The organism is Pseudarthrobacter sp. MDT1-56 (assembly GCF_059383555.1).
Genome location: NZ_JBWZCK010000003.1, coordinates 232,642 through 256,293, shown reverse-complemented (window position 1 = coordinate 256,293; position 23,652 = coordinate 232,642). Strand labels below are relative to the sequence as shown.

At 65.2% G+C, this 23,652-nt stretch carries 17 protein-coding genes and 2 pseudogenes; 10 read left to right on the top strand and 9 right to left on the bottom strand.

Annotation, left to right across the window (positions count from 1 at the left end):
- Position 1 precedes the first annotated feature (1 nt).
- The gene (locus AC50YC_RS06180; RefSeq protein ID WP_494952682.1) at positions 2-772 is read left to right on the top strand and encodes an ABC transporter ATP-binding protein; all 771 of its coding nucleotides are present in this window, start codon (positions 2-4) and stop codon (positions 770-772) included.
- Positions 769-2,982 (top strand): glycosyltransferase family protein, encoded by a 2,214-nt coding sequence (locus AC50YC_RS06175; RefSeq protein ID WP_494952681.1) that lies wholly within the window; start codon positions 769-771, stop codon positions 2,980-2,982. The genes AC50YC_RS06180 and AC50YC_RS06175 overlap by 4 nt, the downstream gene beginning before the upstream one ends.
- A gap of 101 nt (positions 2,983-3,083) precedes the next feature.
- Here the strand turns inward: AC50YC_RS06175 and AC50YC_RS06170 are convergent, their stop codons facing one another.
- From AC50YC_RS06170 to AC50YC_RS06155, 4 genes are all read right to left on the bottom strand, one after another.
- On the bottom strand, positions 3,084-3,944 hold the full coding sequence (locus AC50YC_RS06170) for a glycosyltransferase family 2 protein (RefSeq protein ID WP_494952680.1): 861 nt from the start codon (positions 3,942-3,944) through the stop codon (positions 3,084-3,086).
- Positions 3,941-4,453: a GtrA family protein gene (locus tag AC50YC_RS06165; protein ID WP_494952679.1), complete on the bottom strand. Its 513-nt coding sequence runs from the start codon at positions 4,451-4,453 to the stop codon at positions 3,941-3,943. The genes AC50YC_RS06170 and AC50YC_RS06165 overlap by 4 nt, the downstream gene beginning before the upstream one ends.
- 129 nt (positions 4,454-4,582) lie before the next feature.
- Positions 4,583-5,518: an NAD-dependent epimerase/dehydratase family protein gene (locus tag AC50YC_RS06160; protein WP_494952678.1), complete on the bottom strand. Its 936-nt coding sequence runs from the start codon at positions 5,516-5,518 to the stop codon at positions 4,583-4,585.
- 10 nt (positions 5,519-5,528) lie between these two features.
- The gene (locus AC50YC_RS06155; protein ID WP_494952677.1) at positions 5,529-6,584 is read right to left on the bottom strand and encodes a glycosyltransferase; all 1,056 of its coding nucleotides are present in this window, start codon (positions 6,582-6,584) and stop codon (positions 5,529-5,531) included.
- 227 nt (positions 6,585-6,811) lie between these two features.
- On the opposite strand from AC50YC_RS06155, the gene AC50YC_RS06150 reads away from it, so the two are divergent.
- From AC50YC_RS06150 to AC50YC_RS06135, 4 genes are all read left to right on the top strand, one after another.
- Positions 6,812-9,040: a hypothetical protein gene (locus tag AC50YC_RS06150; protein WP_494952676.1), complete on the top strand. Its 2,229-nt coding sequence runs from the start codon at positions 6,812-6,814 to the stop codon at positions 9,038-9,040.
- Positions 9,041-9,101: 61 nt separating this feature from the next.
- Positions 9,102-9,803 carry a glycosyltransferase family 2 protein gene (locus AC50YC_RS06145; RefSeq protein WP_494952766.1) on the top strand — a complete coding sequence of 234 codons (702 nt, stop codon included), beginning with the start codon at positions 9,102-9,104 and terminating at the stop codon, positions 9,801-9,803.
- Positions 9,804-9,805: 2 nt separating this feature from the next.
- Positions 9,806-10,243, top strand: coding sequence for a DUF2304 domain-containing protein (locus AC50YC_RS06140; RefSeq protein ID WP_494952675.1), 438 nt, complete (start codon positions 9,806-9,808; stop codon positions 10,241-10,243).
- An 88-nt stretch (positions 10,244-10,331) separates the two neighbouring features.
- Entirely contained in the window at positions 10,332-12,287 is a 1,956-nt protein-coding gene (locus AC50YC_RS06135; protein WP_494952674.1) for a DUF7657 domain-containing protein, read from the top strand.
- Between the two features lie 56 nt (positions 12,288-12,343).
- Here the strand turns inward: AC50YC_RS06135 and AC50YC_RS06130 are convergent, their stop codons facing one another.
- Positions 12,344-13,795: a DUF2142 domain-containing protein gene (locus AC50YC_RS06130; protein WP_494952765.1), complete on the bottom strand. Its 1,452-nt coding sequence runs from the start codon at positions 13,793-13,795 to the stop codon at positions 12,344-12,346.
- 116 nt (positions 13,796-13,911) lie between these two features.
- Positions 13,912-14,781: a glucose-1-phosphate thymidylyltransferase RfbA gene (gene rfbA, locus AC50YC_RS06125; protein ID WP_494952673.1), complete on the bottom strand. Its 870-nt coding sequence runs from the start codon at positions 14,779-14,781 to the stop codon at positions 13,912-13,914.
- 57 nt (positions 14,782-14,838) lie between these two features.
- Here rfbA and rfbB point away from each other — a divergent pair, with 57 nt between their 5' ends.
- Together rfbB and AC50YC_RS06115 are read left to right on the top strand one after the other, a co-directional pair.
- Entirely contained in the window at positions 14,839-15,837 is a 999-nt protein-coding gene (gene rfbB / locus AC50YC_RS06120; RefSeq protein WP_494952672.1) for a dTDP-glucose 4,6-dehydratase, read from the top strand.
- Positions 15,838-15,839: 2 nt separating this feature from the next.
- Complete coding sequence (locus AC50YC_RS06115; RefSeq protein WP_494952671.1) at positions 15,840-17,243, top strand: sugar nucleotide-binding protein; 1,404 nt, start codon at positions 15,840-15,842, stop codon at positions 17,241-17,243.
- A 72-nt stretch (positions 17,244-17,315) separates the two neighbouring features.
- Here the strand turns inward: AC50YC_RS06115 and AC50YC_RS06110 are convergent, their stop codons facing one another.
- From AC50YC_RS06110 to AC50YC_RS06100, 3 genes are all read right to left on the bottom strand, one after another.
- Positions 17,316-17,882, bottom strand: coding sequence for a GtrA family protein (locus AC50YC_RS06110; protein WP_494952670.1), 567 nt, complete (start codon positions 17,880-17,882; stop codon positions 17,316-17,318).
- Entirely contained in the window at positions 17,879-19,507 is a 1,629-nt protein-coding gene (locus tag AC50YC_RS06105; RefSeq protein WP_494952669.1) for a DUF2142 domain-containing protein, read from the bottom strand. Before AC50YC_RS06105 ends, AC50YC_RS06110 begins: the two co-directional genes overlap by 4 nt.
- A 97-nt stretch (positions 19,508-19,604) precedes the next feature.
- A complete protein-coding gene (locus AC50YC_RS06100; RefSeq protein ID WP_494952668.1) occupies positions 19,605-22,316 on the bottom strand; it encodes a GH25 family lysozyme in 2,712 nt (903 codons plus the stop codon).
- Between the two features lie 293 nt (positions 22,317-22,609).
- Between AC50YC_RS06100 and AC50YC_RS06095 the strand changes: the two are divergent.
- Positions 22,610-23,236 (top strand): annotated as a pseudogene (locus AC50YC_RS06095) (ATPase, T2SS/T4P/T4SS family); the annotation flags it as partial.
- 67 nt (positions 23,237-23,303) lie between these two features.
- A pseudogene (locus AC50YC_RS06090) lies at positions 23,304-23,615 on the top strand (ScoMcrA-related endonuclease); the annotation flags it as partial.
- Positions 23,616-23,652 lie beyond the last annotated feature (37 nt).

Sequence of the window (23,652 nt, the reverse complement as noted above, 5' to 3'; positions counted from 1 at the left end):
CATGACCTCGCATGGCCAGGTAGCCATCAGCTGCATCGACCTCCGGAAGCAGTTCGTCCTGCGCCACACCCGTTCGCTCAAAGAGGCCCTGGTCTGGCTCGTCAAGGGCCGGAAGGGGGACCTGTCGAAGAAATTCCTGGCACTCGACCACGTTTCGCTGGAGGTCAAACAGGGCGAAACCGTGGCGCTCATGGGCCTCAATGGCTCCGGAAAATCAACCCTCCTGAAGCTCATCTCCGGCGTCCTGCAGCCCGACGGCGGGACGGTCCGCACCCGCGGCCGCGTGGCCGGCCTCATCGAAGTCGGCGCAGGCTTCCACCATGACCTCAGCGGGCGGGACAACGTTTACCTCAACGGCGCCATCCTCGGCATGACCGAGAAGCAGATCGATGAGAAGTTCGATTCGATCGTGGAATTCTCCGAAATCGGCGAGTTCATCGACACCGAGGTGAAGTTCTATTCCTCCGGCATGTACCTGCGGCTGGCGTTTTCCATCGCGGTGCACACGGATCCGGAGGTCTTCCTGATCGACGAGATTCTCGCAGTGGGGGACGAGCCGTTCCAGCGCAAGTGCATCGCGAAGATCAAGGAACTCTCGGAAATAGGGAAGACCCTGTTTGTGGTGAGCCATGACCTGGACCTGGTCGCCACCGTCTGTGAGCGCGGCGTACTGCTTGAGCACGGCAAGGTGGTCATGGACGGGGAAGTGCACGCCGTTGTGGCAGAGCTGAGGCGGCGTTCGGCGCACGCGGAGTCCGAGGACAGTTTGTGACCCACTTGCGCAAGCGCAGCGATCTCACCTGGCTGACGGCAACGGTGGTCGCTGCCTTCCTCGGTTCATTGATTCCGCTCATCACCAACAACAGGTTCTACTACTACGACGATACCCAGGCCGGGGCGTTCGGCATCTGGTTCGAAATTGGAACCAAACTCAGTGCAGGGGAGTGGCCGCTCTTCAGTGACAGCGCATGGGGGGCCGGCAACTATGCCGCCGAAGGGCAGTGGGGGATCTGGAACCCGCTCATCCTCCTCATCGGCTGGGTGGCGAGCCGGTCGGACAACATTGTCGTCTTCTCGACAATCCTTAAGATCACTTTCCTGTGCGTGCTGGCTGCCGGCACGTTTCTGCTGGCCCGGAGCTACAAGGCCGGACCGGAATGGTCAGCCATCGCCGGGGTCGCGGTCACCCTGACCGGATTCACCGTGTACATCGACGCGGCGTCGTGGGTCACCGGACTGATGGTGTTCAGCCTGCTGCCCCTCACCTGGTACGGACTGCGCCGGATGGCTTTCGACGACGGCAATCCGTTCTTCGCGCTGGCCCCGGCCTACGTGCTGATCACCGTCGGCTACGTTCACGGGACGCTGATGCTCGTCATCGTCTTCGCGGGGCTGCTGCTGGAGGCTTGGCTGCACGGGGACCGCAGGGTTGCCCTCCGCTTGCTCCTCGCCGGACTGGTGTGCGGACTGATCGCGACGGCGGTGTACCTCCCCGGTGTTCTCACAGCGCCCGTGACGGCACGCTCCGGCGGGATCGCGAACAGCGGTTTCCTGACGCCCGACCTGACCGGGCTTTTTACCGCCTGGGTGCCGGGCAGCCTGCCTCAGGTCACCGGCTGGTGGGGCGGGTTTGCGACGGTGCCCCTGCTGTACGTGGCATGGTTCCTCCCGGTCCTCGCAATTGTGGACTACTCCAAGGTGAAGGCAGCCAGCAGGGAACTGGCAGCGCTCTGGGTTGTCGGGCTGATCTCCTTGGCCCTCACGTTGGCGCCCAGCGACCTGGGGCCGCTCCGCTTCCCCATCAGGATCATGCCGTATGTCTCCCTGGCTGTCCTGCTGGCGCTGGCGGTGATGGTCTCACGTTTCAGGGTGTCCGTCCTCAGCCGCGGACGCCTGATCGTCACGGCGGCGACGGTGCTCTCCGGACTGTACCTCGCCTGGAGCCAGTTCCCGTCCTTCCGCGTGGCGGCGCTCTTCGGGGTCCTGGCGGTCGCGGGAATCGCGGCCCTCCTCACCTTCCTGTATTCCCCCCGCCTGCCGTCCGGCTTCAAAAGGCCGGTGGTTTTGGCCGGGGGGGTGGTGCTCATGAGCATGGTCGTTGCCGCCGGACAGCACGTGGCCTTCAAGTCCTCGCCGTTGCCTGACTACCGGATGCCTGATGACCCGGGCAGTTACTCCCGTCAGCTTCCGGACGCCAAAGGTGGCACCTTCATCGTCGGCGATCCGACCAAGCTGGGACCGGAGATCTGGAACGAGACGCTGGCATCGAACGCCTGGTATTTGAATGCGGCCGAAGTCCAGAACCTGTATTCGCCCATCATGTTTGCCAAATACGCCGAAGACCTGTGCATCGCGAGCCACGGATGGACCTGCGCAGCGGCAGCCGGGAAGCTCTTTGAGACTGACGCTTCGACGGGCAAGGTTCTGGCGGATCTCCTTTCCATCGACACGGTCCAGCTCCTCCGCGATCCGGACCCCGCGTCCAACGAAGCCTTTAATGGCGCCCCTCCGAGCGGGTGGCACGAAGCCAGCAGGTCCGCGGACTCGGTCGTGTGGGTCCGGGACCAACCCCTGCTGAACACCGGGCAGCTCGTCTGGACATCCGGCGGAACAGAGCTTTCACTGGTCTCGGAAAGCAGCCAGGAGGTTGTGATCCGCGTGGACCGGATGGACGATGGGCCGGGCAAGGCCGTGCTCAGCCGGTTGGCGTGGCCCGGCTACGACGCCGACGGGGCTGCTGTCGCGGCGCCGCTCCGCGGGTACCTCCTCGCACTGGACATCCCCGCCGGTTCTGAAGGGAAAACCATCACCGTGCGTTTCGATCCGCCCGCGTGGCCGGCTGTCGTCGCCTGCATCATTCTGGCCGTGGGGGTGACCGCGGCGTGGAGTGTCGCGGAACTGGTCCGGCGTCGCCGGCGGAGGCGTTCCACGCCCGCTGTGGGAGCCGCGGGCACCGTGGCAGCAGAGAGAGTGGCCACCTAGGCCGTCACCCCGGTGCAGCGGAAACATTGCCACAACAAAAAGCACTCCGGGGCGAATCACATCGTGATACGCCCCGGAGTGCTTTTTAGTGTGCTGCCGGCTTAGACCGTGCTCTGCACGGCGTGCTGATGACCCATACGCCGGTTCAGCCGGATATATGCGAGCCGGCGGGCGTACGACATGGCAATGGCCTTGGCATTGCCAATCGTGACGTCGACCCGGCTCAACAGTGACGGGTCGTCCTTCCGGAGCTGGTTATGGAACGCAATCGCCTGGTCGGATTGCTGGCGGGCCAGCCGGACACTCCACTGGCTTGCACTGATCCTGAAGGATGCCAGTGTCTCCCGGAGGGCAACGAAGTCGCCATGGCGGCAGATGCGCACCAGGGTCGCCTCATCAATGAGATAGGGGTGGGAGTTGTCCCACCATCCTTCCTTGGCCAGCAGCTCACGCTTGAACAGCGAGCAGGCGGGCTCACCAAAGATGTTGGACCCGGCGCGGACCGTCGCCCGGATGGCCTGGCGTCCGGTGACGCGCCCCTTGACGCCCTGCAGGCCGCGGCCCTTCAGGAACAGCCCGCCGTCGGCGTCGACGAGATCGCGGCGGGACGAAACCAGGACGGCGCCCGGGTTGTCATTGAGAGCCTTGACCTGCAGCTCCAGCGCGTCGGGCGTGATCAGGTCATCGCCGCAGACCAGCTTCAGGTATTCACCGGAGGCCGCCTGGCTGACGCGGTTCCAGTTCGCCTGGGCGCCGCCGCCGGTCGGCGTGGGCGTCAGGATACGTACTTTGGGATTGTCCGCAAACCGGGCAATCACGTCAGCAGTGCCGTCGATTGAGGAATGGTCGGCAATCACCACCTCGTAATCGTCGAAGGTCTGGTTCAACACCGAGTGGAGGGTCTCTTCGATGTATTGGACATTGTTGTACGCCGGGATGACGATCGAGACTTTGGGGCTCATGGGGTGCTTTCCTCGGTGGCTTTCTTCGGGGACACGGGTTCAGGGCTTCGGCGGAAGGAGAAATATTTGTGGCCGAAGTAGTTGATGATGACCGTCACGCAGGTGATGGCGATTTGGGCCGGAATCTGGGGGTACCCGAGTACCTCGTGCGCCACCAGCAGCAACGCCATGTTGGTGAAGAACATCGTGAGGTTGACCAGGGTGAATCTCCCGAGATCCAGCCAGAAGTGCCCTTTGACCCGGAAGACCAGCTTCCGGTAGACGAAGAATACGGCGACGAGGGAAATGACGAAGGCGATACTCAGAACCACCGGCGACGGCAGGTCCGGATAGAACCACGCAACAGCGATGAAGAGGCCTGTACTGAAGGCGGTGTTGGCGCCGCCCACCAGCACAAACGCCACGCGTTGGTCCTTGATGATCCTTAGCAGGGGGCCGGGGGGGCCGCCATGGATACCCTTAACAGCCTCCTCGGGGACAGCCTCCCCGGGCTTTTCGGGCTGCTTCATGGTACGCACCTATTCCTTGAACTCTTGGGGCCGATAACCGGCAAAGACACACTCTAGACTACCGAAGAGCGGCAACGCCGTGCCAACAGGGCGGCCTGGCCGGGCGTTGGGAAGACCTTTCGGGCGGGCTCAGAGTTGCCCGGAGAGGGCCAGCCGCTGGACCTCCTGCACAGTGGTGTTGATCCCCACCGCAAGCGGCGTTACGGGGTGCGCGTCGAGCTCAGGCCAGACGACGGATCTCAGGCGAAGGTCGTGCGCCTGGGCCTTCGCGAACGGGGAGGCACCCAGAATGATCAGCGGCCGGCGCTTGAAGATCGCACGGCAGGCACCGATGAGGTTGCCGATGGTGTCGGCCCGCTGGGACGCCAGGATCTTCACGACAGTCTCACCCGGGCGGACGTCGGGGAGGACCAGGCGGTCCAGCCCGTCCGCGACCAGCCGGCTCGCGTCGTCGACGAAGAGATAGTCCCGCAGGGTGTCCAATGACACGTAGACCGAAACCGGCGCGCCCGTGAGGTGTGCCTTGGCGAACACCGAGATGAGGCCTTGCGGCTTCTGCAGGTTTTGGCCGGGGCCATACAGGTTGCTGACCCTGCCGACGAGGGTCCGGACCCCGGTACGCCGCGCGAAGTCAGCGACCGTCGCTTCGGCCCGGAGTTTGGCGAAGCCGTAGGGTGCCAGGGGCTGCACAGGGCTGTGCTCGGTGAACGGGGGTGTGCTGGCCCCGGCGTAGACTCCGCCGGCGGAGGACGCCAGGAACATTGCCCCGTTTTCCCCGCCAGCGTCGCCGAGTATTTCCTCGAACACTTCAAGTGCCCGGGCGAACAGGGAGAGCTCTGCCTCGAGGGCCTCGAGCGACGTTCCGGTGACGCCTGCGCCTGCGCACCATGCAATCGTCCATGGCCCGGAAGCCGCAGCTTCACGGAGACTTTCGGCACCCTCCCGGAACGCTGTGAGCGCAGGCTCCGGATCGGACCATGGGATCGTGCTGGTCAGGACAGCGCCGCCGCGGGATTGGAGTTCTCTGACGACGGCTTTGCCGAGGAGTCCACCGGCGCCGATCACCCAAGTGGGCCTAGCCTGCATCGGCCACCGGGCCGGAGGGCAACGTCGCCGGCGATTTGTGCACGGTCTTGCCGAGCGGGCCTAACGCCGGGTCGCTCACAATCAGGTACGCGGGCTTCCCCATGGCCATATTGACGTTCACGCCGACGTATTCCGCGATGACCCCCAGGGCAAACAGAATTGCCCCGGTGCTGACGAGAAGGACCACCATGGTCGACGTCCAGCCCTGTTGTCCGGCTCCGTGGCCGGTCAGGTACGCGATCACGAAGTAGATGGCGAGCCCTATGCCCGCGAGCGCGAAGACGGCGCCGATGAAACTAACCAGGCGAAGTCCACGTGTCCCGCTGGAGATCACCATGCGCCAGAAATGGGAGAGCAACGAGCGCAGGCGGTAACCGGAGCGGCGGTCGCCTTCCTCGCGGAGCATCACCGGGCAGGTTGCCGTCTTATCGGCAATCCAGCCCATAGCAACGTCGAGGTAAACCCCGTGGCCGGCGTAGGCGGCAACCGAGCGTGCGACTTCGCCGGTGACCAGACGGAAGCTCTGGTAGCTCGTGGCGTCGTCGCTGGAGAGCAGGAATCGGACTGTCCGCTTGGCACTCTTGGACGCCATGTTCCGGAGGAATCCATGCGGGGCGGGGTTGCTGGGCATCGCGTACGTGACAGACGCGTTCTCGGCCATGGCCGTGTCGAGCAGATCCCCGATGGCCGCGGGATCATGCTGTCCGTCCTCATCCATGGTGACCACCCAGTCGCCGCCGGCCGAGGCCATCCCGGCCAGGGTCGCCGCGTGCTGCCCGAAGTTCCGGCTCAGCCAGACGCCACGGACGATGTCGATGGAAGTTGTCAGGGACCGGATAACGGCGGCTGAGTTGTCGGGTCCGTGATCGAAGACCAGCAGGACTTCCGAGATCACGTAATCGTGGCCACCCTTGGTGGTGGACACGTCCCGGTAGGGGAGAAGTTCGTTGACCACTCCGACCAGAGTCTTTTCGCCTTGGTATACGGGTATGACCACTGATATGCGATGGGGCGTCGAGTTGGTCTCTGGTTGAGCGAGTGTCATATCAGGAGATTCTACCGGCTCCCGTCATCACCGGCGTCGCAGGGGCCTTCCGGCGGGGCCGGTCCGCGCCGTGCCGCGGCCGTTGTTTGGAGACCGGGAAAGTCCACTCGGGTAATATGAACCTGTCCCTCGCGCGCCGTCCTGCGGTGGACGCATGCCCAAACTGAACGGATCGTGAATTGCAGCCTTCCCTATCGTCCTCGTCGAGCAACAGGAAATGGCTATTGTTGACCGCCGGATCAGTGTTGGTACTGAGTCTGATTCCGCTTGTATTCTACGGACGCTTCTATTTTCAGGACGATACCGAAAATGGTGCTTACGGCGTCTGGTATCACCTCGGCGAAAGCCTGTTCCGGGGGGAAGTGCCGGTACTCAATCCTTCCGTCTGGTCCAGCGGCAATTATATTGCTGAGGGGCAATGGGGCACTTGGAACCCTTTGGTCATGCTTTTCGGCGTGCTCGCCTACCTCAGCCCGAACACGGTGGTCCTGACCACAATCCTGAAGGTCGCCATTCTGGTGGCTGCCGGCATGGGAACCTTCGTTTTGGCACGGAGCTATTCGCTGTCCCCGGAGTGGGCGTTCATCGCCGGCATTGCCGTGCCGCTGAACGGTTTCACGATGTACTTCGATGCCCCTTCGTGGGTGACGGGCGCGCTGGTATGGGCCATCTTCCCCTTCTTCTGGGCCGAGCTGCGGCAACTGATGGCCGGCAAGAGGAACCCGTTCTGGGCTTTTGTCACCGGGTACCTGATTGTCACCGTGGGCTATGTGGCCGGCACTGTCGCGATCGGGTTTATCCTGCTGGCAGTTGGCATCGAGACGCTGATCCGCAGGGCATGGCAGCCTGCCATCCGCATTGCGGTGACCGGCGTTTCGATGGGGCTCGTGGCGGTTGTCGTGTTCCTGCCTGGCGTGCTGACCGCGGCGGTGACGACGCGTGGAACCACGGGCATCTGGAACGACGATTACATGAGCATCGATTTCAACAGCCTGCTGATGGCCCCGATTGCCACCGCGTATCCGCAGCTGCTGTCGTGGTGGTGGGACGGGACCGGCGCCACGAGCCCCGCTGCGTACATCGCGTGGTTCCTGCCGGCCATCGCTTTCGTGAGCTGGAGCCGTTTCAAGAAGCTGACTCCCGAGCTGCGCGACCTCTTCTTTTTCCTGGCCGCGGCCGTCGCCTTCGTCCTGCTGCCGACGACCATCGGGCCCCTTCGGTACCCCGCACGGTTCATGCCGTACGTGGCAACCGGGGCGGTGCTGTTGGTGATCGTGTCCCTGGCGCGCGCACGGCGGCCGCATATCGGGCGCCCTTCCCTGTACTTCGCGCTCGGCCTGGTGGTGCTCGGGTCCTACCTCGGCTGGGCTCAGGTCCCCTCGCGCTATTTCACAATTTTTGCTGCGGCCGTGGTCGTCGCAGCAGCGCTCGTGGCGCTGTGGTGGCTCCTGAATCACCCTGAAGCGCAAACCCACCGGTGGAACAAATACGGCCTGAGCTCGCTGTCGCTGATTGCCATCGGGGTGTTGTTGGCGACGACCGCGACCACCGTGCTGCAGCACCGGACGTCCAACAAGAGTGGCCTCTCCATCGCGAACCAGCCGGCAGATGTCTCCACCTACAAGGGCGTGCTCGAGGGTGTCCAGAACGATGTGCTGGTCGTCGGCGACGCCCTGGACTACCCCCAAGAGAAGGAGACGTGGGAGCAGACCCTCATGGCCAATGCCTGGTACCTGAGCGACGCCAACGTGATGAACCGATACCAGCTGGTGGGTTTTTCGAAGTTCAACGAGCTCCTGTGTTTGCGCTACCTGGGGGGCACCTGCCCGGAGCTGGCAGAGCGGCTCTTCAACCGCAGGGCAGAGACTGGCCTGATGCTCGTGGATGAGTTGCACATCGACAATGTGCAGATTCTCAAGGAGTCCTTTAATAAGCCGCAGGTAGCCAAGGCGTCCAACAACTACGTGACGCGGGATGAAGAACTGGAGATCCCTGCTGTTCCTGCCGGATGGCACGTCGCCGCAGAGAGCGAAGGCACTGTGCTGTGGAGTAGGGACGTACCGCTTGGCCCGGCCGGGGGCCTGAGCTGGAGCCAGCCCGGCACCCGCGTGACCGAGGTCTCCAGGGACGACACGAAAATCGTGCTGAAGGTCGATGAGGTCCCGGCAGGGGGCGGCCGCGTTGCCCTGAGCCGGCTGCCGTGGCCGGGCTACACCGTGGATGGGGCAGAATTGATGAAGCGTCCCGTGGGCGGGTACCTGCTCGGACTGGAAGTCCCGGCAGATTCCCAGGGCGAGCTCATCACCATCAGCTTTGAGCCGCCCGGCTGGCGGATCGGCATTCCCGTATGGGCTGTTGCGGTCGTAGGCATGCTGGGCTGGAGCCTGGTGGCCGTGTGGCGTTCACGCCGGGATCCGTCAGGGCAGCCGGAAAAAGTACACGAGGGGACGAAGTAGCAACATGACAGAAGTCGGGAGCAAAGTGCGTTTTCCAGCCGCGACCAGGGTCTTGGTGATCATGCCGGCGTGGAACGAACGGGCCTGTATTGGCAACACCGTCCGGGAAGTCATTGACCTCGGACGGAACTACGACGTTCTCGTCGTCGACGACGGCTCGGAAGACGGCACCCCGGAACTAGCCGAGGCTGCCGGGGCGCATGTTCTCCGGCTGCCCTTCAACCTTGGTGTCGGCGGTGCGATGCGGGCAGGGTTCAAATACGCGCACCGGATGGGCTATGACGCCGTCGTCCAGGTGGACGCGGACGGGCAGCACGACCCCAAGGACATTCCGTCGGTCATTGCCGGCCTGGAGCACTCGGACATTTCGATCGGTGCCCGGTTCGCGGACAAGGGACAGTACACCGTCAGCGGCCCCAGGAAATGGGCGATGCGGCTGCTGGCAGCCGTGATCTCCCGCATCGCGGGGACAGAGCTGACGGATGTGACCTCAGGGTTCCGCGCCGGCAACGTCCGCGCCATTTCCCAGTACCTGAAGCACTATCCCGCCGAATACCTGGGCGACACCATCGACTCGCTCGTGGTGGCGATCCGCTCAGGGTGCGTGGTCTCCCAGACCGGGGTCGAGATGCGGCCCCGTCAGGGCGGGCAGCCCAGCCACAACCCGGCGAAGTCGGCAATCTACCTGGTCCGGTCACTGTTGGCACTCCTGTTTGCCATGACCCGGGGCAAGGCCCGCACCTCTCACGAAAGCGACGTCTGACCGTGGAAAGCATTGCAGCCCTGATCTTCTCCCTGCTTGTCCTGGGCAGTGTCGTCTTCCTGCTGCGGGGCAAGGGCCTGCGTGAAAAGTACGCGTTCTTGTGGCTGTTGGTCGGCATCGCGTGCCTGGTGCTGACGGCCATCCCGGGCATGCTGCGCGGGGTGACTGCCCTGATCGGCGTGCAGGTGCCGTCCAATCTGCTCTTTGCCATGGGCATCATCTTCCTGACCGGCGTCGCCCTGCACCTCTCGTGGGAGGTCTCCGTCCTGGAGGAAGAAGCGCGCACCCTGTCCGAGGAGGCCGCCATTGGGCGTGTCCGGCTGGAAGAGCTCGAGCGTAAGGTTGAGGCTTTGTCGTCTGCGGTCGGCGAGGCTCGACGGAACGCGCCGGACGTGCCGTCGGCGACGGCGGAGTGGCAGTCTCAGCGGCCAACTGATTGATCTGCAGGATCGATCTGACTAGCAGCCTCCCAGCACCACGTCCGGGTGGACGTGCCCGCGATGGTGTGGAGCGCATGGAGGAATTAAGTTGAAAACGCGAATTCCCACGCCTGTTGCCGAGGCAGGCCGCAGATTCCACCGTTGGGTTTGTGTCAATGACCGGGCGGCGCGCCTGATTGCGGGGCTGGGCTTCATGGTCCTCGTGTTGTTGGGGATTACGACGTCGAACGTCGGCATTTCTGACCTGCGGCAGGATCCCGCCAACCCGCTGGGCTGGCAGTTCGGCAAGTCCCGGCCGATCCGGTCCGATGAGATCCACGCTTTTTCGGCCATTGTCATCTCCATCCTGGCAACTCACGGCGCCCCGAGCCTCAGTCCCCTCGCCGCCCGGGCCGATCTGGTGCACCGGTTCCCGACCGACGGTTTCTTCGAGCAGTTCGTCTTTTTCGACTCGACCATGCTCCGCGCCGCGGCGGTCATTCCTGAGCACATGCTGTTCGCCGCGCACTGGTGGCTCCCGTCGCTGATCCTGCTGCTCGCCATGCCGACCTGGTTCCACCAGCTCGGTCGCTCCCGCCGGTTCGGCTGGTTCGCTGCGATCCTGATCGTGCTGTCGCCGTCGAGCGCGTGGTGGTCCCTGATGCCGGTGGCGCTGATCGCCTACACGCTCGGCGGCTGCGTGCTGATGATCGCCGCTTTCCAGCGATTCCAAAAAGGGCAGCGGTTCGCACCCGTGGCGATGGCGGTCCTCGGGGGCATCCTGATCGCGGGCCTTCCCAGCTTCTACGCGCCGTGGTCCCTGCTGCTCGGCCTCCCGGTCCTGATTGCCTCGACCGCGTGGATCCTGCTTCGAGGCGGCGGCTGGGCACCCCGGCTGAAGTCCATCCTTATCACCGGCGGCACAGCCGTGGTCTTTGGCGTCGGAACCCTGCTTGAGAACAGGGAAGGGCTCCAGGCCCTGTTCAGCACGGTCTATCCGGGCTCGCGGCGGGTCGAATCTGATCCCCAGCCTCTCGGCCGCCTTCTCGGGGCGCCAGCCCTTGGGCCGCTGCAGTACAGCGAACCTGTTGGCATTAACGCCAGCGAGCTGTCCTCCTCGTTCACCGTGTTCTTCGTGTGGATCCTCGTCATCCTGCTGGCCGCGCAATGGCGACTGACCTTCCGGGACAACATCGTCGAATGGACGTTCGGCACCTGGTCCGCATTGTGGATTGTCTGGATCACCCTGGACCTGGGCCCCATGAGCCAGAAGTTCCCGCTGCTCAACCTCGTCACGCCGCCGCGGGCGGGCCAGGTGGTGGGCGTGCTCGCGGTGATCCTCCTCGGCCTCCTGCTCAGCCGTTGGACCCCGCCTGCCTCGTGGCGCGTACCGCTCGTGGCCGGTGCCGCGTGCGCCCTTGCCACCGGGTACGCGGCGTCGCTGCTGAAGGCGTCGGATTTGCCATCGCTGACCACGACGGTCATTCTCCTGGTGTCAGCAGCGGTGGGCGTGGCGGTTGCCGCCGTCACGAAGTATCCCCGGCGGCTGTGGCCCCTGGCGCTCTGCATTGTCCTGGCAGCGCTGCCCGTTGCCCGGGCGAATCCGGTGCTGGCCGGCCTGGGCGACCTGCGGGCGTCGGAGACTGCCAAGGCCGTGGCGGCCCAGGCACCTGCGGCAAGGGCCGAGGGCAAGCTCTGGGCGGCGGACACCCCGGCGCTTAACACCCTGCTGCTGACCAACGGCATGCCTTCACTCTCGGGCCTCCAGCGCTCCGGCCCGGACGTGGCGGCGTGGCAGAAGCTGGATCCCGAGTCGGCCTTCGCCAACAAGTGGAACCGCGGGGGCGGTTACATCTTCTTCGCCTGGACTCCCGGCCACCCTACGACCTATGTGACCAACGACTTCGACGCCGTCGGGGTGAGCATCGATCCCTGCACGCTCAAGAGTGCCTGGCAGAATCTGGACAAGATCGTCTCCTCGCTACCGCTCGAAGCAGCGTGCCTGACCCTGGATTCTGAACTTCAATGGGAGGGGAAACCCGCCTACGTCTACGCCGTCCGATAAGGTCCGGCGGATTCACCGGACCCGTCCTCTCCCGACCGTATGGCCGGGGGAGGGCCTCAGACCGTCGGCTCGAGGGCGCGGAGCTCCGCGCGGACGGCACGGCGCAGCAGCCACAGCGCCACGAGCAGCAGCACGGCGAAGCCGGCAAGGCTCAGCAGCGTTCCGCCCGGCGGCTGCCATGACGGTTCGGTGATCATCTCGAACCAGCGGCGGTCAACTGCCCACCCGGTGACGTAGCGCCGCAGGGTGTGCGCGAAGGTCCAGAAGTGGAAGACCGCAACGAGGATCGCCGTGGCATTGAGGAGCGCCGCGGCCTGCGGCGAGAAACCACGCGCATCCATACGGTCCAGGGCGAGGCCGCACACCATCAGCAGCGGTACGAAGACGGCAAGGATGTACCGGCCCTGCCAGACGATCCCGATCGTCCCAACGGCCTGGGCCTGGAGCAGCGGGGGAAGCAGCAGCAGGGCGGCGAGCAGCACGACCGTTGCGGTCCGGCCGCGGCCCCTGGCCAGCACGACGGCGGCCATCACGAGCGCCGTGCCGAGCCCCAGCCAGAGCACAAACGCGCCCATCGGTGCCGGTACTTCCAGCCAGCCAAACTGTCCGACGTATCCGGTGGCGTAGTCGAACGTCCGGTCCAGCATGATCTCGGCTCCGGTGAGCGGGGAGGACCCTGCTGCCTCGAACGGATTGCTGGAGAGGCTGTCGTGCCGGGTGATCCAATAGAGGGCGAAGGCACAGGACAAGCCAATAGCCGCGGAGCCGGCCCACACCCAGGCGTTGCGGCTCAACGCCTTGATCTGTGGCCAGGTGCCAAGGATGGCGGCGGTGGCGGCCATGAGGGCCAGCCAGAGCAGGGACAGACCCTTGGTGTTGGCCAGTACGCAGGCCGCCGCTGTGATGACGGGGACATACCGCCGGTAGGCTCCCGGGTCAGCGGAGCGCTCCAGCAGCAACACCAGGTTGGCCAGCAGCGCGGCCGAGGTGGCGTACTCCAGGGAATTCGGGTTCACGGCCCCGTTGAGGAACAGAACCATCGGTGTCATGGCCGCGGCTGTGGCGGCCACGGCCCATTTCCGGCGCCGCAGCTGTGAGAGCGCCGAGAACGCCGAGGCCAGGAACAGGCAGCTGAGCAGGGCGCTGACGAGGCGCATCCCGTACACGGCGGCGGCGCCGTTGTTGACCAGGGACGGCAGCCCAACAACTGCGTAGTAGATGGGATTGTAGTTCCCGGCGGACGTCCGGGCGTCCACCAGAGCGCTCGGGTCGCCGCTGAAGGGCGGGACGCAGGACGGTGGAGTGTCCTTCTTCTGGGCGAAGCAGCCGAACGTGTCGAAATAGCCGATGCCGGCCGGCACCGTAACAAGCTGGAACGCGCCGCCGTCGGGCATTTCACGGCCGGTCAGCTCTCCGCGGACCACGGCGGCAGCCTTGATGACGTGGGCGGGTTCGTCCGGAACCCCCATCAGGGGCGTGGCGAAGGTCCAGGCGCCGGAAAGACCCATCAGCACCAGGAAAGCCCACCAGAACGTTCGACGTCGGCCGGACCCGGTCGTACGGTCAGCCGGGCGTTCGTCGCCTGCGCTGTCAGAGTCCTGCCGTCGACGCACCGGCGCCTGGATCAACGACCGTTTTCCAGCAGACCGAGGAGGTAGCTGCCGTACCCGCTCTTCATCAGCGGTTCGGCACGTTGGCGGAGCTCGTCGTCGCTGAGGAAGCCCAGGCGCCAGGAAATCTCTTCAGGGGCGCCGATCTTCAGTCCCTGGCGGTTTTCCGTCGTCCGGACGAAGTTGGACGCGTCGTTCAGGTCGTTGAACGTTCCGGTATCGAGCCAGGCCGTGCCGCGGGGAAGGATCTCCACGTGGAGCTTCTCGCGTTCGAGATAGGTTCGGTTGACGTCCGTGATCTCCAGCTCGCCGCGGGCGGAGGGCTTGAGGTTCCGGGCAATTTCGACGACGTCGTTGTCATAGAAGTACAGGCCGGGCACGGCGTAGTGGCTCTTGGGCTTCGCCGGCTTCTCCTCGAGGGAGATGGCCTTGCCGCTGGCATCGAACTCGACCACGCCGTACGACTTCGGGTCGGACACCCAATATCCGAAGACAGCGCCGCCGTCGATGTTCTCGAAACGGCGCAGCTGGGTGCCCATCCCGGGGCCGTAGAAGATATTGTCACCAAGGACCAGCGCAACGGGCTCGTTGCCGATGTGCTCGGCTCCGAGCACGAAGGCCTGGGCGAGGCCGTCAGGGGAGGGCTGCTGCAGGTAGCTGAGGTTCACACCGAACTGCGAGCCGTCGCCCAGGAGGCGCTGGAACTGCTCCGCGTCGTGCGGGGTCGTGATGATCAGGATGTCCCGGATGCCGGCCAGGATCAGGGTGGAGAGCGGGTAGTAGATCATCGGCTTGTCGAAGACCGGCATCAGCTGCTTGCTGACGCCGAGTGTAATCGGATGGAGCCTAGAGCCGGTACCGCCGGCCAAAATGATTCCGCGCATACAGGCCATCTTTCCTGCTCACTCGTGTATCGGCCAAATCCGGTAACCTTTGAAACTATGCAGCGACTACTAGTAACCGGCGGCGCCGGCTTCATCGGCTCCAATTTTGTCCACTACGTCATGTCCACCACGGACAACTTCGTGACTGTCCTCGACAAGATGACGTACGCGGGCAACCTGGAGTCGCTCAAGCATCTTCCGGCCGACCGGTTCCGGTTCGTCAAGGGGGACATCTGCGACCAGCCGCTGGTCGATGAACTGGTGGCAGCCCATGACGTCGTGGTGCATTACGCCGCGGAATCACACAATGACAACTCCCTGCAGGATCCGCGTCCGTTCCTGGACACCAACATCATCGGCACGTACACCCTCATCGAGGCGGCCCGCAAGCACAATAAGCGCTTCCACCACATCTCGACCGACGAGGTCTACGGGGACCTGGAACTCGATGATCCGGAGCGGTTCACGGAGAACACCCCGTACAACCCCTCCAGCCCCTATTCCTCCACCAAGGCCGGTTCGGACCTGCTGGTGCGTGCCTGGGTGCGGTCCTTCGGGCTGCAGGCGACGATCAGCAACTGCTCGAACAACTACGGCCCGTACCAGCACGTGGAGAAGTTCATTCCGCGCCAGATCACCAACGTGATCGACGGGATCCGCCCGAAGCTGTACGGCAAGGGCGAGAATGTCCGCGACTGGATCCACGCCAATGACCACTCCTCGGCCGTGCTGGCGATCATCGACAAGGGCCTGATCGGCGAAACGTACCTGATCGGCGCTGACGGGGAGAAGAACAACAAGGACGTGGTTGAGCTCATCCTGCAGCACATGGGCCAGCCGCGGGACGCCTACGTTCACGTCATCGACCGGCCCGGTCACGACCTGCGCTACGCGATCGACTCCACCAAGCTCCGCAACGAGCTCGGCTGGCAGCCGCAGTTCTCGAACTTCGACGCCGGTATTGAGGACACCATTGACTGGTACCGGGCCAACGAGGACTGGTGGCGGCCGCAGAAGGCCGCCACGGAAGCCAAGTACAAGGAGCAGGGCCAGTAGGAATGGAGTTCCAGAAAAAGCTCTCCGTCACGGAAACCCCCATCCCGGGGGTACTCCTCTTCGACCTCCCGGTCCACGGGGACAACCGCGGCTGGTTCAAAGAGAACTGGCAGCGCGAACGGATGCTGGCCGCCGGTCTCCCCGACTTCGGGCCGGTCCAGAACAACATCTCGTTCAACGACAAGGCCGGAACCACCCGCGGCATCCATGCCGAGCCCTGGGACAAATTCGTCTCGGTGGCCTGCGGACGCATCTTCGGCGCCTGGGTGGACCTGCGGGAGGGCCCGAGCTTCGGCACGGTCTTCACCGCCGAGCTGGACGCCAGCAAGGCCATCTACATTCCGCGCGGGGTCGCCAACTCCTACCAGACCCTTGAAGACGACACCTCGTACGTCTACCTGGTCAACGATCACTGGTCCGCGGACGCGGAATACACCTTCCTCAACCTCGCGGACGAGACCGTCAGCATCCCGTGGCCCATTCCCCTGGACCAGGCCGAGCTGTCGGACAAGGACAAGGCCCACCCGCGGCTGCAGGATGTCGTCCCGATGGCGGCCCGGCGCACGCTGGTGCTGGGAGCCGGCGGACAGCTGGGCAAGGCACTGCGGGCCGCCTATGCCGGCGATACGAGCGTGGAGTTCGCGGACCGCGGTGACTTCGATGTGGCCGATCCTGCGTCGTTTACCAGCCGGAACTGGCAGCGGTACTCCACCATCATCAACGCGGCTGCGTACACGGCGGTGGATGAGGCGGAAACGGACGAGGGACGGAGCGCGGCGTGGGCCCTCAACGTCACAGCCGTCGCCGAACTGTCCAAAATTTCCGCGCGCTACGGGCTCGTGCTGGTGCACATTTCCAGCGACTACGTGTTTGACGGCTCCATGAAGAGCCACCGTGAGGACGAGGGGCTGGCTCCGCTGGGGGTCTACGGCCAGACAAAGGCCGCAGGGGACGCCGTCGTCAGCGTTGTTCCCAGCCACTACATCGTCCGCACCAGTTGGGTCATTGGGGAAGGCAACAACTTTGTCCGCACCATGGCGTCGCTGGCAGCCAGGGGAGTCACCCCGACGGTCGTCGACGACCAGGTGGGCAGGCTGACGTTTGCCGATGACCTGGCCGCGGGCATCAGGCATCTCCTGGAGGTCAAGGCGCCTTTTGGCATCTACAACCTGACCAACGACGGCGAGCCCCAGTCCTGGGCCGACATCGCCGCTGACGTCTTTGAGCTGGCGGGGGCGGCCCGCGGGGATGTCACCGGGGTCTCCACCGAAGACTACTTCCGGGGGAAGGCTGCGGCACCCCGGCCGCTCAACAGCGTCCTGGAGCTGGACAAGATCAAGGCGACCGGGTTTGCCCCGGCTGACGCCTCGCAGCGGCTGGCGGAATACCTGCGCAACCCCGCCTAGCGCGACGCCGTTGGACATAACGAAGGCCCGGACTGGATCCCAGTCCGGGCCGTCGTCGTTGGGCCGCTGCTCCTATGAGGACTCCGGGTGCGTCCGCGCCGGTTCCCCGTCCGACGTCGGCTCTCCCGCCTCCGGGGCCTGGGACCGGGTGTCGTCAGCCTCCGCCAGCAGGTGCTTGTGCTCATGGGCGCCGTGGTGCGCCGGCTTTCCCCCAAACACCCAGTGCTGGTACAGGAAGTAGTTCCAGACCGTCATGGCCGCTGTGGAGATGACCTTGCCGCCCATGTAACCCAGGAGCGTTGGCGTCAGCAGCTGCACGATGAGCACTGTGGCCAGGGTATTGGCCACCACCAGGAGTCCGTAGCGGATCATGCTGACGTGGGTCCGGTGCCCGGAGTCGAAGGAGAACTTCCGGTTCACCAGGAAGTTGAAGACAAGGCTGCTGAGGAAGGCCGTGGCGCTGGCAATCCCGACATCCCAGTGGAAGACCTCGCGCAGGAGAACGAGGAGGCCAAAATCGACGGCGAACGAGAGCCCGCCCACGATCAGGTAACGGACGGCGCTGTGGCCAAAGAATTTCGCCAGCAGCCCCCGGGGCTTTTTCGCGGCCGTGGCGTCGGCGGGAGTCGTCCGGCTCATGGCTTGCCCAGCCTGACCGGCGCACGGCGTTCCCGCTCGCCGGCGGGGGACGCCGCGCCGGGGGCGTCGGGCAGGGGGGAGTCCGTGGCCGGAACGGCCGGGTCCGCCAGGGCGGCGTCCGGGGTGGCCGCGGGCACGGAGTTGGAGCGAACATGCCGCAGCATCAAGAACGCGCCGAGGAGCGTGCCGGCGGCAAAGATTGTCACGACGACCAGGGTCCCCAGCGGCGGCTGCCACTGCGGGTTGTCAAACATTTCACCCCACCGGATGTCCATAGCCAGGCCGGTGACATAGCGCCGCAGGACCCAGATGAAGGTCACGACGTGGCACACCGCGAGCAGCACGATGAGGGTGTTGAGGGCGGGCACGGCGGGCGCGGGCCAGGGCCGGGGATTCGCGTTGTCCAGCGCGACGCCCGCGATCATGAGGCAGGGAACGAAAATCGCCAGGATGTACCGGCCCTGCCACACCATTCCCTGGTCGGTGATGATAACGGCCTGCAGCACAATGGGGAGCAGGAGCAGGGCCGCGGAGACGAAAATGGTCGAGATGCGGTAGCGGCCCCGGCCGTAGATGATTCCCGCGAGGGCGGCGGAGAAGAAGACCGCAGTCCACAGCGCCATGGCGCCGGTGGGCGCGTCCAGCTCGAGCCAGCCGAACTGGCCGATGTAGCCGTGCATAAAGAGGAATGTCTTATCGATCATGATTTCAGCCCCGGCATCAAAACCCAGCCCGGCGCCGTCGAACGGCTTGCTGGCGAGACTGTTGTGGCTGGCGACCCACCAGAGCGCGTAGGCGCACGACGCCCCGATGACCGCGGCGCCGGCCCACACCGCCGGCCGGCGCAGCAGGGCCTTGAGCTCGGCCGCGGTGCCGAGGATAAGGACAGCGACCACGACGACGAGCAGCCAGAGCAGTGAGAGCGCCTTGGTGTTGGCGAGCAGCGCTGCCGCGACCGTCGTGGCGACCACCGGCACCACGAGAGCTCGGCCCTGCAGGGACCCCTTCAGCAGGAGCAGCAGGTTCGCCGCAATGGCTGCTGTTGTGCCGTATTCCAGGCTGTTCGGGTTGACGGAGCCGCTCAGGAAGAGAGTCATAGGGGTGACGGCGGCGGCCAGGGTGGCGATGGCCCAATTGTTCCGCGGCAGGCGGGACAATGCTGAAAACGCCAGCGCCAGGAAGATGCTGGTAAGGAGGGCGCTCACGAGCCGCATGCCATAGACGGCCTTGAAGCCGCTGACCACCAGCGAAGGCCAGCCGACGGCGGCATAGTAGACGGGGTTGTACAGGCCGGCGGTCGTCAGTCCCGACACTATTTCGGCGGGATCTCCGGGGATTGCCGGCGAGCACTTCGGGGTGGCCGTGAGGTCCCTCACAAAGCACGTGATCTGGTTGGTGTGCTCTATAAAACGGGGGACCTGGACCGCCAGGAGCGGCCCGCCCTCACCTGACTGGGTGCCGACCAGTTCGCCGCGGACCACCGCAGCAGCCTTGACGATGTGGGCCGGTTCGTCGGGGATGGATGAGATTGGCGACGCCAGCGCCCATCCGGAGCCCATCACGAAGATGACAAGCAGCGGCCACCAGAACCATCTGGCACCGGGGCTGCGGTCCGGTGGACTCATGATGGCGTGCTTCAAGGTGCGGGCTCCTCAGGGAATGGCGGGCATCATCCGTGCTGCCGACGGCTCTGCCTCAAGTCATGGCTCTAAGTAGTCTAAGTCAGAGAACCATGGCCAGAATGCGGGGGAGGTAGCCCTCACTGGTCTTCATGCCGGTTCCTGAGTACGCCCAGAGGGAGCCGTCCGGCCGCCGTGCCACCAGATCCGGGTTCCCGTCGCTGTTGAGGTTCCAGCCGGTGAGGATCCTGTCGTAGACGTTCCAGCCGGTTCCGATCCGGATGGTGGCACCGGGCCTGCCGCTGCCGTCTCCGGGGTAAAGCCACAACGTGCCGTCGGGCCTGCGGGCGAGAAGGTCGTTCCTTCCGTCAGCGTTGAAGTCGCCGGCGCCCCAGAGCTGATCGAAGGCCTCCCAGCCGTAATCCCCGACCTTTACTGCACCCTGGTAGCCATTGTTTGAGGCATCGACTTTCCCGGAGCCCTTGTAGAGCCACAAAGAGCCGTTGGGCTTGCGGGCGAGGAGGTCGTTCCGGCCATCGCCGTTGAGATCCCCGACCCCGGTGATCGTGTCGAAGACCTCCCAGCCGGCCAGACCGATCTTGATTGCCCCGGCATAGCCGTTGCTGCCCGCATCAACGCGACCTGTCCCCGGATAAAGCCACAGCGTCCCGTCCGGTTTCCTCGCCACGAGGTCGTTCCTGCCGTCGCCGTTGAAGTCCCCGACGCCGGCAAAGGCATCGAAGGCGTTCCAGCCGTAGTCGCCGATCTTCTTCGGGGTTCCGTAGGCGCCTGCCCCGTTGCCGGGGTAGAACCACAGGGTCCCGTCGGGCTTGCGGGCCAGCAGGTCGCCCTTTCCGTCCCCGTTGAAGTCCTGGACCGCCGTGAGCGCGTTGAAGGCACCCCAGCCGTACTCGCCGATTTTCCGGGCGGCCTCGTAGCCCTGGTCCTTCATGGCGGTTCCCGCGTAGAAGAAGACCGCCCCGGCGGGGTCACTGGCCACGAAGTCCGCCATCCGGTCGCCATTGCCGTCCCCGGTCCCGACGATCTCGTCGTAGATTCCCCAGCCTGAACCTATCTGGCGTCCGTTGACCATCACGGCACGGCCGGTGTTGGAGTAGTGCCACAAGGTGCCGTCGGACCGGCGGCCCGCCAGATCGTTGGTGCCGTCGCCGTCGAAGTCCTGGATGGAGATGAGCTGGTCAAAGATCTGCCAGCCGTAGTCGATCTTGCGTGCCGTCCCGGTCTGGCCGGCGCCGGTCCCCGAGTAGAGGTACAGGCTTCCGTCCGGAGTGCGTGCCGCCAGGTCGGGCTTTCCGTCGCCGTCGAAATCCCGGACGCCGAGGAGGCTGTCAAAGGCATCCCAGCCGAATTCCCCGATCTTCACGACGGGGCGGTAGCCCTCGTCGGTGGCCGACACCCGTCCGGTGCCCGCGTAGAACCAGAGGGAGCCGTCCAGTTTCCTCGCGACCAGGTCGTTCTTTCCATCGGAGTTGTAGTCACCCACACCGAGGACCCGGTCATAGATTCCCCAGCCGGAACCGATCCGCCGTCCGGCCAGATACTGTCCGGCGCCGTTGCCGGGGTAGAACCAGAGCTCGCCGTCGGCCCTGCGCTGGATCTTGTCGGCCAGGCCGTCGCCGTCGAAGTCGCCGGGCGAGACGAGCCTGCGGGTCGGATCGGTCGGGACCGGCGGGGCGGGCGGGGGCGGGGGAGGAGCCGGGGCAGTGCCCGTGGCGAAGCGCTTGAGCGAGGTGTAGTCCCCGTTCCAGACGTTGGAGTCGCCGCCGTTGGCAAAGGGGCCGGACTCGCTGTACTGCCAGAAGCTGAAGTTGGCCCAGCTGGAGGGCAGGCCGCCCGGGCTGTCGCTGGGCGAGCTCGGCCAGCGGGCGATCCAGAGCGGCCAGTCGCCGAAACCGGAGGGTCCGCCGGTGCAGTAGTTCCACCACGTGGTGGTGGTGTACATGACCGGCAGCCGCCCGGTCAGGGCCAGCATGGTGTTGCCGAAGTCGCGGGCCCAGGACGTCAGCTGGGCGGGGGACATGTCGTAGCAGGTGTTGCCCTGGTAATAGCCGCCAATGGTCTGGCCGGCGTAGGGGTTCCCCTCAAAGTCGAGCACGGGTGGGAGGGTGTAGCCGTCGGCGCTCCAGCCGCCGCCGTTTCGAACGAAGATCCGGGCCTGGTCGGCGCCGGAGGACGCCGCGGGGTTGGCGAAATGGTAGGCGCCGCGGATCATGCCAACGGCCCTGGATCCCAGGTACTGGTCGCTGAACGTGGTGCTGGTGTAGTAATTTCCTTCGGTGGCCTTGATGTAGGCGAAGCGGGCGCCCATGTTCCACTCGGTCTGCCAGTTGATTCCGGCCTGGTACTTGCTGACGTCGAGTCCCTGGACGCCGAAGCTGGGCATCCAGGTGCCTTCCGTGGCCAGTGCCTCGGTGCCCGCAGCCTTGTCCCCGTCGGCCGGTGCGTCGGCTGCGCGCGTTCCCTGCCCCATCTCGGCCCCGCCGGCCTTGGTGGCCTCGGCCATGGCGCTCCGGTAAACCTCCGATGACTTATCAACCGTCTGCTGGGCACTGCCCGCCGAGGGTGTGGGTTCCGGCGCGGTGGTGGCTAGGGCCGGAGCAGGCGAAGCCGTCGGTGTGGCCATCGCCGGAGTCGCTGTTGCGGCACCCGTCGCGGCCGCGGTTGCCGTTGGTGCCGGCTCGACGGCGGCTGCCGGCGTGGCCAGGCCGGGACCGGCGATCAGGGAGACGGCCAGCAGTGTGGCCCCGACCCGGCTGCCGAGGTGACTGTTGGGGGGAAGGAAAGTCCGCTTCATTTGTCGCTCCGGAACAACACGCTCATGGCAGTGTCATAGTGATCTCGCGCCCGGTGGAGAGCAGACGAAGCTGCCCGGATGTGAGAATGTCTGACTTGTCGCGCTCACCCTAACACCGCCAGTTAAACGGAACCAGAGTTCCTGGTGTTACTGGTGTGAAAATTGTTATGAAATCGACCGGCGGTTTTCCACATGCGGCCCTGCGGGCCCTTGTCCGGCGGCCCGCCCACCCATAGCTTTAACCCAATTGCAGCGCCCGGGGGACAGGGCAAGCAGTCATATTGGGGGCCATTGTGGAGGCTGTACGCATTGTCGAGGACGAAGTCCGCGAGCTGATCCGCCGGCGCGGACTCGATCCCCTGAGGCAGACCGGTGAAGTCCGCCGCCTCGTTGAGGCAGCGGTGCTGGATTACGACGAGCGGGCCCTGTTGGCGCCCCTGCCGCCGATCGGTCCGCTGGAAACCGCCCGAAGGTTCGTCTTCGACGCCGTGGCCGGGTTCGGTGCCCTTCAGCCGCTGCTGGACGATCCGGCCATTGAGGAAATCTGGCTTAATGCTCCCAACGAAATCTATGTGGCACGGAACGGCGAATCCGAACTGACCTCGGTCTCGCTCACGGACCAGCAGGTCCGGGACCTCGTGGAACGGATGCTCAAGAGCTCGGGGCGCCGCCTCGACATGTCCTCCCCGTTCGTGGATGCCGCGCTGCCCGACGGCTCCCGCCTGCATGTCGTCATCCCGGACGTGACGCGGCGGCACTGGGCCGTCAATATCCGCAAGTTCGTGGTGAAGGCCAGCCGGCTCGAACACCTGGTGGAACTGGGCACGCTGACGCCGCAGGCAGCGCGGTTTCTCGGCGCCGCCGTGGCCAGTGGGCTGAACATTCTGGTCTCCGGCGCCACGCAGGCGGGCAAGGCCACAAATCGCTAAGACACCCACTCGACGCCCCGCTCGTTGGAGGTCGTAGGCTAAGCTACAGGGCTGAGTCATGGCGTCCCCGCTGTCAGCGCCTGAACTTGAAAATAGGAGTGTTGTGGCTCGACTTACTCAGCTAACCAAGCCGGATGCCGTCCATGAGGCGATCTCGGAGTTTCGCCTGCTTGGCCGCACCGCATTTTTAGCGAAATACGGGTTTGGGGAGTCGCGCGATTATTTCCTGAGAGTGGGAGGAGAGCTCTTCGACTCCAAGCCGATTGTCGCGGCCGCCTTCGGTCACGAACACTCCGGTCTCGGCCCACTGAAAGCGGGTGACTTCAGCGGGGGAGCTCAGGGAGCGGTTCGCGCACTCCTGCGACTCGGCTTTGAAGTCGTTTCCCCGCACAGCTCAACCCGCCCAA

Coding starts and splice junctions, on each gene's coding strand:
- rfbB (WP_494952672.1), top strand. CDS start 14,839: ATGCAGCGACTACTAGTAACCGGCGGCGCCGGCTTCATCGGCTCCAAT.
- AC50YC_RS06105 (WP_494952669.1), bottom strand. CDS start 19,507: ATGAGTCCACCGGACCGCAGCCCCGGTGCCAGATGGTTCTGGTGGCCG.
- AC50YC_RS06170 (WP_494952680.1), bottom strand. CDS start 3,944: ATGAGCCCCAAAGTCTCGATCGTCATCCCGGCGTACAACAATGTCCAA.
- AC50YC_RS06180 (WP_494952682.1), top strand. CDS start 2: ATGACCTCGCATGGCCAGGTAGCCATCAGCTGCATCGACCTCCGGAAG.
- AC50YC_RS06130 (WP_494952765.1), bottom strand. CDS start 13,795: ATGGGTCTTTCCGGCGCCTGGACCTTCGCCACGCCCCTGATGGGGGTT.
- AC50YC_RS06145 (WP_494952766.1), top strand. CDS start 9,102: ATGCCGGCGTGGAACGAACGGGCCTGTATTGGCAACACCGTCCGGGAA.
- AC50YC_RS06155 (WP_494952677.1), bottom strand. CDS start 6,584: ATGACACTCGCTCAACCAGAGACCAACTCGACGCCCCATCGCATATCA.
- AC50YC_RS06100 (WP_494952668.1), bottom strand. CDS start 22,316: ATGAAGCGGACTTTCCTTCCCCCCAACAGTCACCTCGGCAGCCGGGTC.
- rfbA (WP_494952673.1), bottom strand. CDS start 14,781: ATGCGCGGAATCATTTTGGCCGGCGGTACCGGCTCTAGGCTCCATCCG.
- AC50YC_RS06115 (WP_494952671.1), top strand. CDS start 15,840: ATGGAGTTCCAGAAAAAGCTCTCCGTCACGGAAACCCCCATCCCGGGG.
- AC50YC_RS06110 (WP_494952670.1), bottom strand. CDS start 17,882: ATGAGCCGGACGACTCCCGCCGACGCCACGGCCGCGAAAAAGCCCCGG.
- AC50YC_RS06165 (WP_494952679.1), bottom strand. CDS start 4,453: ATGAAGCAGCCCGAAAAGCCCGGGGAGGCTGTCCCCGAGGAGGCTGTT.